This is a genomic window from Hyphomicrobium sp. MC8b, from assembly GCF_905067615.1.
Taxonomy (GTDB): domain Bacteria; phylum Pseudomonadota; class Alphaproteobacteria; order Rhizobiales; family Hyphomicrobiaceae; genus Hyphomicrobium_B.
In genome coordinates this window covers 217,172-225,973 of the sequence record NZ_LR898465.1, presented here as the reverse complement: position 1 = coordinate 225,973, position 8,802 = coordinate 217,172, and the positions used below count along the sequence as shown (strand labels likewise).

Here is an 8,802-nt window from a genome sequence, read left to right as displayed (position 1 = left end):
AACCTTTTCGATGAAACTTTATAAATCGTTTGCCACCGTCGGCGGCTTGACGCTGCTAAGCCGCGTCTTCGGCTTCATGCGCGATATCCTGATCGCCGCCACGCTTGGATCGGGCTGGGTCGCGGACGCCTTCGTCGTCGCCTTTCGTTTCCCCAATCTCTTTCGCCGCCTCTTCGGCGAGGGCGCATTCAATTCGGCGTTCGTGCCGATCTTCGCCAAAAAACTCGAAGGCGACGGCCCCGAAGCTGCCCGACGCTTCGCCGAAGACGCGATGGCGGGCCTCCTGTTCGTGCTGCTGATCGTTACCATCGTCGCTGAAATTGCGATGCCGTTTCTGATGTACGGCTTGGCGCCCGGCTTCGACGCCCGGCCAGAGAAATTCGATCTCTCCGTGCTGCTGACCCGCATCACGATGCCGTACCTGCTCTGCATGTCGCTTGTCGCGCTGATGTCGGGTGCATTGAACTCGGTCGGCCGCTTCGTCGAAAGCGCATCCGTCTCGATCGTGCTCAACGGCGTGATGATGGTCGCGACGCTGGTCTCGATGTGGATGGGCTACAAGGCCGAACCGGAAGCCGGCATCATCCAGGCTTGGGCCGTCTTCGTCGCCGGTTTTCTGCAGCTCGCCGTGCTGATATGGGGCATGCACCGGGCTGGGATGCGTCTCGGCATCCGCCGGCCACGACTGACGAACGACGTTCGCCACCTTGTCCGGCTCGGCATCCCAGGCGTCATTTCCGGCGGCGTAACCCAACTCAACATCGCCATCGGAACGATCATCGCATCGCTTCAGCCGGGCGCCGTGTCCCACCTCTATTACGCCGATCGCATCTATGAATTGCCGCTCGCAATTGTCGGCATTGCGGTCGGCATCGTGCTGCTGCCCGACGTCGCGCGCCAACTCAGAGCCGGCAACACGGCGGCCGTAATGGACAGCCAAAACCGCTCGCTCGAATTCGCACTGCTGCTGACGGTCCCCGCAGCATTTGCGCTCGCCGCGATCCCGACCGACATCGTCCGTGTACTGTTCGAGCGCGGCGCTTTCGGCCCGAAAGATACCCACGTCACGGCGTCTGTGCTGACGATGTTTGCGCTCGGCCTGCCCGCATTCGTGATGATCAAAGTTTTTTCACCGGCCTATTACGCTCGCGAAGACACCAAGACGCCGATGCGCTACGCCGTGATCAGTCTCACGGCAAATACCATCGGCTCGATCGGACTGTTTTTCCTGTTCCGCCATCTCGGCATGCTGCCGCAGCTCGGCATCGCCATTGCAACGGCAATAGGTGGCTGGCTCAACGCCTATCTGCTGTGGGCCACACTGAGCCGCCACAGCGATTTCGTCGCCGACAGCCGCATCAAGCGCAACATCCCCCTGATCCTGTTGGCCAGCGCGGTCATGGTCGCGGCCCTCCTCGCCATCAGCCACTGGCTGTCGCCCCATTACGGGCACGATACAGGGTTTTTGGTAAAAGCCTCGATTCTCGGGATCGAGATCGGCGCCGGCCTGATCATTTACGCCCTAATCATCTTGGCAACCGGCGTCATGACGCTCGGCCAGCTCGGCCGTCTGGCGCGCAAGCAACGTTAGGCAACAACGTTAGACAATGAGCAAGACTTGCGCGGCGGCCGCATGCACGCGATAAGGCCGCCAAATCATTTCAACACCGGTACGGATCCCATGAAAATCACGCCGCGCGTCTTCTCGGGCATGCAGCCGACAGGCAGCCTGCATCTCGGCAACTATCTCGGCGCGATGGTCAACTGGATCAAAATGCAGGACACGCACGAGTGCATCTATTGCGTCGTCGATCTGCACGCGATCACAGTAGCGCAGGACCCGGCCGAGCTTCGCACCGCCATCCGTCAGGTCACGGCCGCCTACATCGCCGCCGGTCTCGATCCGAAGAAGAGCATCCTCTTCAACCAGTCGCAGGTCTCCGCCCACGCCGAACTCGCCTGGATCTTCAATTGCGTCGCCCGCTTGGGTTGGCTCAACCGCATGACGCAGTTCAAGGAGAAGGCCGGCAAGGATCGCGAGCAGGCCTCCGTCGGCCTGTATGCCTATCCCAACCTGATGGCCGCCGATATTCTCGCCTATCGGGCGACGCACGTTCCCGTCGGCGAAGACCAGAAGCAGCATTTGGAACTCGCTCGCGATATCGCACAAAAGTTCAACAACGACTATTCGGCTTCGATCATCGAGAACGGCTTCGCCGACGGCATTTTCTTCCCCCAGCCGGAGCCCGTCATCACCGGGTCGTCGACGCGCGTCATGAGCCTGCGCGACGGCACGAAAAAAATGTCGAAGTCCGACCCATCCGACCTCTCGCGCATCAACATAACGGATGACGCCGATACGATCGCGAAAAAGGTCCAGAAAGCCAAAACCGATCCCGAACCGCTGCCAAGCGACGAGACAGGTTTCGCAGGCCGCCCGGAAGCCGAAAACCTGATCGGCATCTACGCGACGCTTGTCGATAAGCCCGTTGATGCCGTTCTCGCCGAGTTCGGCGGTCAGCAGTTCTCGTCGTTCAAGAAGGTCCTGGCGGACGTGCTCGTCGCCCGCATCGAACCCATTGCTATCGAGATCAAGCGGCTGTCAGCCGATCCTGCCGAGATCGACCGCGTCCTGGGTAACGGCTCGGCGCGCGCCCGCGAAATCGCGTCGCCGATCATGGACAAGGTCAAGGATATCGTCGGCTTCATCCGCAGCTGATCGCTTACCCACACGTTCCCTGAAGTTGCATATGGCGGCAGCACTTGCCGCCATTGCGGCCGCAGGGCGGGAGTGGCAGCATCCGGACCATGAAACCGCGTCGCTCATTCGAAGAAGGCCATCGCCGCAAGTTCCTGATCGTCGTCGACGAGAGCCAGGAAGTCGAAAGCGCGCTCTATTACGCTGCGAGCCGCGTCCAGCGCTCTTCGGGCATGATCATCATGCTCTACGTCATCGAGCCGAGCGAGCTGCAGAACTGGGCGGGCGTCCGTCAGATGCAGATCGACGAAGAGACGACGAAAGCCAAGGCCCTGTTCCGCCTCTTCCGCCGCAAACTCGCCCACGCCGGTTTCGAGGCTGTCGAAACCGAAGATGTGATCCGCGAAGGCCGCACGCCCGAAGAGGTCAACAAGCTCATCGCCGAAGACGAAGACATCGCGATCCTGGTGCTCGGCGCGTCTATCGACGCCAAAGGCCCCGGACCCCTTGTCGCATCCCTGGCGGCAGGCCGTGCGGGCGGCGGATTTGCGGTTCCCGTAACGGTCGTGCCGGGCCAACTTTCACTCGCGGAAATCAAGGCATTGGCCTAAATTGGCCACAAATCCGAGCCGGGCGATAACCTCGACACGGCGATTTGGCGTACCTATATTGGAAGCGTTCCAATCACCCGCCGGCGGGCGATGCTCATTCGGCATCGGACACGAAGTGAGGCCAGCATGTTTATTCAGACCGAAGCGACGCCAAACCCGGCAACGCTGAAGTTCATCCCCGGCCGTGACGTCCTCGCTGACGGCACCGCCGATTTCCGCTCGAAAGGCGACGCTGTAGCCTCACCGCTTGCGGCCCGGCTTTTCGCGATCGACGGCGTCAACGGCGTGTTCCTTGGCTCAGACTTCATCTCGGTGACCAAAGGCAACATCGAGTGGCAGCACCTGAAGCCGATGGTCCTCGGCGCGATTATGGAACACTACATGTCCGGCGCCGCGGCAACGGACGAGGAAGACGCTAACGACAGCAGCGCCGAAAACTATGATCCGCAGGACGAATCGATCGTCGCCACGATCAAGGAGCTGCTCGAAACCCGTGTGCGCCCCGCTGTCGCACAGGACGGCGGCGACATCACCTTCTCAGGCTTCCGCGACGGTGTCGTCTACCTGCACATGCGCGGCGCCTGCTCGGGCTGTCCCAGCTCGACCGCGACGCTGCGGCACGGCATCGAAAATCTCCTGAAGCATTTCTTGCCGGAAGTGCAGGCCGTAGAACCGGTCTAAACTGAGAATTTCTTCCTTTGAACCCCGCCTCGGCGGGGTTCTTCGTTTCTGGACCTAAAAACAACCACGGAAATGGAAATGACCACACCACTCGATCATGCCGCATTCGATCAATTGTTTGATAAGGCACGCACAAACAATAAATGGCAGCCGCGCGACGTGCCTGACGATCTATTGAAGCAGATTGTCGAGCATATGAGATGGGGTCCGACGAGCGCCAACTGTTCGCCCGCTCGAATTGTTTTCGTGAAATCGCCAGAAGCGAAGGAGCGTCTAAAACCGCACCTCAGCCCTGGAAATGTCGATAAAACAATGGCCGCACCCGCGACCGCGATTATCGCCTACGACTTGAAATTCTACGAATATCTGCCGCGCCTCTATCCGCCGGCAGACGCCAAAAGCTGGTTTGTCGGCAAAAAAGAGCACGCCGATACGACGGCATTTCGAAATGGCAGCCTGCAAGGCGGCTATTTTATTCTGGCAGCCCGCGCGCTTGGCTTGGATTGCGGGCCAATGTCAGGCTTTAACAATGCCGCCGTCGACGCCGAGTTCTTCGCTGGAACCGACATAAAGGCGAATTTCCTATGTAATCTGGGATATGGCGACCCTGCGGGTGTTTATCCACGTTCGCCACGATTTAGCTTCGACGAAATGGCATCAATCGTATAAAAAGCCGCCCGGAATGAATATTCTTTCGCTCGATACCTGTTTTGATGCCTGCTCCGTCGCGGCGGGCCGGGGGCTTCGTTCGCTCACCCCCGGCATTTCGTTCGCATTCGAGGGTATGCAGCGCGGCCATTCCGAGCGATTGATGCCCATGATCGAAATGGTCATGGCCGAAGCATGCCTGAAATTCAAATCGCTCGACCGCATTGCGGTCACGTTTGGACCGGGCACATTTACAGGCACGCGCATTTGCGTTTCTGCAGCGCGCGCGCTTGCTCTCGCGACGGACGCTCAATTCGTCGCGATTTCGAGCCTCAAGCTTATGGCGATGAGTCCGAGAATACCCGCAGCACCGACTCGCTATGTCGCTATCGCGACCGACGCTCGGCGTGACGAAGTTTATATTGAGGTTTTCGATCGCCATTCGCTGCAAAGCCTTGCCGCTCCGCAATGCCTTGCAATCACCGACGCGGTAAAAGCCTTAGGGACAGCGCCCATCGTCGTCGCCGGTTCCGGTGCTGAAGCGCTTGCCGCAGCCGCCAACCGCGAAGGCATCGAAGCAACGGCGATCCTGCCGGACCTGCTGCCCGATGCCCTCGATCTGCTGTTTCCGGCCTGCGAGATGCCGGTAACGGATAGCCTCCGCCCGCTTTATCTCCGCCCGCCCGATGCCAAGCCGCCTGCCCCAAGCCCGTTCCTCGGAGCCGGTGCATGACGAACGTCACGCCGTTTCGGAACGTGAAACACGCAAGCATGCTTTGGGCGTCGCCGGATCGAGCGGAGGAAATCGCGGCGCTGCACGCTAAACTCTTCAATCCGGCCTGGGACACCGATGCGATCAAGGGCCTGCTCGAACACCCCGCCGCCACTTCGTTGATCGCCGTCGCCGGCGGCCAGAAAAAATCCGTCATTGCCTTTGTCATCGGCCAGCTCGCCGCCGATGAAGCCGAAATCCTTTCCATTGGCGTCTCGCCCGATTGGCAGCGGGTCGGCCTTGCCACCGGTCTGCTGGAGGGCTTGAGCCGGGCCGCCCGCCGTGGCGGCGCCAAACGCATCTTCCTTGAAGTTGCAGAGGACAACGAAGGCGGCATCGCGCTTTATCGCAAACTCGGCTTTACCGAAGCCGGACGCCGCAAGCGTTATTACGAACGCCCCGGCAGCACAGCCGTCGATGCTTTGACGCTCGTTCTCGATCTCGACGCCGCGAAAGCCTAGCGTCGATATAGACGCGAAGCCTTGCCACAGCCTATATGGCCGCCATACTCGGGCGATGAGGAATCGTCTTCAGCCAAAGCTTGATCGTCATGACCGCACCTTCGGCGAAGTCCGAGACATCCATCGAAAAACGATGCACGGAGTATGGCCTGCGCATGACCGGCCAGCGGCGCGTCATCGCCCAGGTCTTATCGGCAGCAACTGATCATCCCGACGTCGAGGAGGTGCACCGGCGGGTCGTCGCCGTCGACGCACGCATTTCGCTTTCGACGGTCTACCGCACGCTGAAGCTTTTCTCGGAAAAGGGCATCCTGGAACGCCACGACTTCGGTCATGGCCGCGGCCGCTACGAACCGGCGCCCAGAGAGCACCACGACCATCTGGTCGATATCGAAACCGGCCGCGTGATCGAATTTTCCAACTCGGCGATAGAGGCGCTACAGGAGCGCGTCGCGCGTGAGCTGGGCTTCGAGCTTGTCGGCCATCGACTGGAGCTCTACGGCGTGCCGCTCGGAAAAAAGAAGTCGTCCGCCCGGAGAGGCTAGGCCAGATGGCACAGGGATCGCTCCGCGCTTCGGCTGTTCTTACAGGCTTCTTCGGCTTCACGCTGCCGCTGATGCCGGTGCAGGCGCTGCTGCTTAAGGTTTCGCCCGCCGCCGCCCGCCGCTTTCCCAATTGGTATCATCGCAACGTCTGTCGGATTCTCGGCGTCAAACTGAAAATCGAAGGACAGGTCGTTGACGACAAGCCGGTGCTGCTCGTCTGCAATCACACATCCTGGCTCGATATTCCGGTGCTCTCTGCCGTTGCTCCGGTGTCGTTCGTCGCCAAGCTCGAAGTCGGTAGCTGGCCGTTCGTCTCGGCGCTCGCGCGGCTTCAGCGCTCCGTCTTCGTCGATCGCACGCGACGACAAGCAACCGGCGACGCCGCAATCGAAATCATGAAACGGCTGAAACTCGGCGACACCATCGTACTGTTCGCCGAAGGCACATCGAGCGACGGCAATCGCGTACTGCCCTTCAAGACATCTCTGTTCGGTGCAGTCTCGGGCCAAGGCGCGACGGGCAACGGCGACGCCGTCGTACAGACCGCGGCCGTCGTCTACACCCACCTCCGCGGTGTCCCCCTGACCCGCGCCGACCGCCCGCGCATCGGTTGGTACGGTGACATGGAAATGACCTCGCATGCCTGGGGTGTGCTCAAATCCGGGCCGATCACGGCAACGATCAAGATCAGCCCGCCCGTCCCGCTTTCGGAATTCAAGGATCGCAAGGACCTGGCGCTGAAGACCGAACGCGCCGTACGTTCCGCCGTCCTCGGCATTCTCCGCGGCCGCCCCGGCGACCCCGGTCTCGTTCCCGTCGAGCCGAGCCAGGAAATCCGCCGCCAGAAACTGGGCTTGCCCGCGGCCCGCAGCGAGAAATGGACATAACCGGACTATTCTGTGCTATGCGCTTGCCTCTCAGGAAGCCTGAGCCAAAACCCCAATCTTAATTGGCCTATCGACGTGCAGCGCCCGAACACCAAAAGCTATTTTCTGAAGACCTTCGGTTGCCAGATGAACGTCTACGACAGCGAGCGTATGACGGAGGCGCTGGCGCGCGACGGCTATGCCGCAACGGACGACATAGCTAGCGCCGATCTCGTCATCCTCAATACCTGCCACATCCGCGAGAAAGCCGCTGAGAAAGTCTATTCCGATCTCGGCCGCATTCGTGACATGAAGGATGCGCGAAAGCGCGACGGCAAGGAAACCGTGATCGCCGTGGCAGGCTGCGTGGCGCAAGCCGAAGGCCGCGAGATCACAACCCGTCAGCCTGCGGTTGATCTCGTCATCGGTCCGCAAAGCTATCATCGTTTGCCCGAACTGATCGAACGCACAGCTAATACCCGCGAGCACATCGTCGAAACCGAATTTCCCGGCGACGAAAAGTTCGAGCGCATGAAAGCGCCGCGCCGCGTGTCGTCGCCATCCGCATTTCTGACCGTGCAGGAAGGCTGCGATAAGTTCTGCACCTTCTGCGTCGTACCCTACACACGCGGCGCTGAGTTTTCGCGCTCTCTCGTAAAGCTCGAAGCCGAAGCCCGCGAGCTGATCGCGGCAGGAGCCAAAGAGCTTGTGCTGCTTGGCCAGAACGTCAACGCCTATCACGGCGAAGGCCCTGGCGGCCGCACGATCGGCCTCGCCGAATTGATCCGCAGGCTGGCGGATATCGAAGGCATCGAACGCATCCGCTACACCACAAGCCACCCGCGCGACATGGACGCCGATCTGATCGCCGCCCATGCCGAAGTTCCCCAGTTGATGCCGTTCCTGCACTTGCCCGTGCAGTCTGGCTCCGACCGCATGCTGGCTGCCATGAACCGCAAGCATCGCGCCGAGGAATATTTGGACCTCATCGGCCGCCTGCGCTCCGCCCGCCCCGACCTGGCCCTGTCGAGCGATTTCATCGTCGGCTTTCCCGGCGAAACCGACCAGGATGCCGAAGACACCCTTTCGCTCATCAGGGCAGTCGGTTTTGCTCAGGCCTTTTCTTTCAAATACAGCCCCCGCCCCGGAACCCCGGCTTCAACCCACGAGGGTCAGGTCCCCGAAGAGGTCAAATCCGAACGTCTCCAGCGCCTTCAGGCGCTGCTGGACGACCAGCAGGCCGACTTCAACGCCCAGGCCCTCGGCACGATTGTTCCGGTGCTGTTTGAACGCCGTGGCCGCCAGCCGGGTGAATTTGTCGGCCGGACACCCTATCTACAGCTCGTTCACGTGGCCGCCGAGGGCGACCTCGTGGGGTCCACGGCAAACGTGGCCGTGACCGATGTTCGCCGCGTCAGCCTGTCGGGTGTCATCGCGGCAGCATAATCGGAAGATAGGGGTGAACCGCGCTTGTTGTGCGTTAACCACACCTCGCTGTGCCGAAGGCATATTCCGCATGC

General features: G+C 60.9%; 10 protein-coding genes. All 10 read left to right on the top strand.

The features are described 5' to 3' along the window. Positions 1 to 10: 10 nt before the first annotated feature. Positions 11 to 1,591, top strand: a complete 1,581-nt coding sequence (murJ, locus tag ACLB1Z_RS01195) for a murein biosynthesis integral membrane protein MurJ (RefSeq protein ID WP_409561670.1) — start codon at positions 11 to 13, stop codon at positions 1,589 to 1,591. Between the two features lie 90 nt (positions 1,592 to 1,681). Continuing rightward, a complete protein-coding gene (gene trpS / locus ACLB1Z_RS01190) occupies positions 1,682 to 2,719 on the top strand; it encodes a tryptophan--tRNA ligase (protein WP_409561669.1) in 1,038 nt (345 codons plus the stop codon). Between the two features lie 89 nt (positions 2,720 to 2,808). Continuing rightward, positions 2,809 to 3,309, top strand: coding sequence for a universal stress protein (locus tag ACLB1Z_RS01185; protein WP_409561668.1), 501 nt, complete (start codon positions 2,809 to 2,811; stop codon positions 3,307 to 3,309). Between the two features lie 126 nt (positions 3,310 to 3,435). After that, on the top strand, positions 3,436 to 3,990 hold the full coding sequence (locus tag ACLB1Z_RS01180) for a NifU family protein (RefSeq protein ID WP_409561667.1): 555 nt from the start codon (positions 3,436 to 3,438) through the stop codon (positions 3,988 to 3,990). A gap of 78 nt (positions 3,991 to 4,068) precedes the next feature. After that, a complete protein-coding gene (locus tag ACLB1Z_RS01175) occupies positions 4,069 to 4,659 on the top strand; it encodes a malonic semialdehyde reductase (RefSeq protein ID WP_409561666.1) in 591 nt (196 codons plus the stop codon). Between the two features lie 13 nt (positions 4,660 to 4,672). Continuing rightward, on the top strand, positions 4,673 to 5,371 hold the full coding sequence (gene tsaB / locus ACLB1Z_RS01170; RefSeq protein WP_409561665.1) for a tRNA (adenosine(37)-N6)-threonylcarbamoyltransferase complex dimerization subunit type 1 TsaB: 699 nt from the start codon (positions 4,673 to 4,675) through the stop codon (positions 5,369 to 5,371). Next, complete coding sequence (rimI, locus tag ACLB1Z_RS01165; RefSeq protein WP_409561664.1) at positions 5,368 to 5,871, top strand: ribosomal protein S18-alanine N-acetyltransferase; 504 nt, start codon at positions 5,368 to 5,370, stop codon at positions 5,869 to 5,871. Before tsaB ends, rimI begins: the two co-directional genes overlap by 4 nt. Before the next feature lie 89 nt (positions 5,872 to 5,960). Beyond that, positions 5,961 to 6,416 carry a Fur family transcriptional regulator gene (locus ACLB1Z_RS01160; RefSeq protein WP_024275044.1) on the top strand — a complete coding sequence of 152 codons (456 nt, stop codon included), beginning with the start codon at positions 5,961 to 5,963 and terminating at the stop codon, positions 6,414 to 6,416. Positions 6,417 to 6,421: 5 nt separating this feature from the next. Continuing rightward, positions 6,422 to 7,303: a lysophospholipid acyltransferase family protein gene (locus tag ACLB1Z_RS01155; RefSeq protein WP_409561663.1), complete on the top strand. Its 882-nt coding sequence runs from the start codon at positions 6,422 to 6,424 to the stop codon at positions 7,301 to 7,303. 126 nt (positions 7,304 to 7,429) lie between these two features. Further along, complete coding sequence (gene miaB, locus ACLB1Z_RS01150) at positions 7,430 to 8,728, top strand: tRNA (N6-isopentenyl adenosine(37)-C2)-methylthiotransferase MiaB (protein WP_409563323.1); 1,299 nt, start codon at positions 7,430 to 7,432, stop codon at positions 8,726 to 8,728. Positions 8,729 to 8,802: the final 74 nt, after the last annotated feature.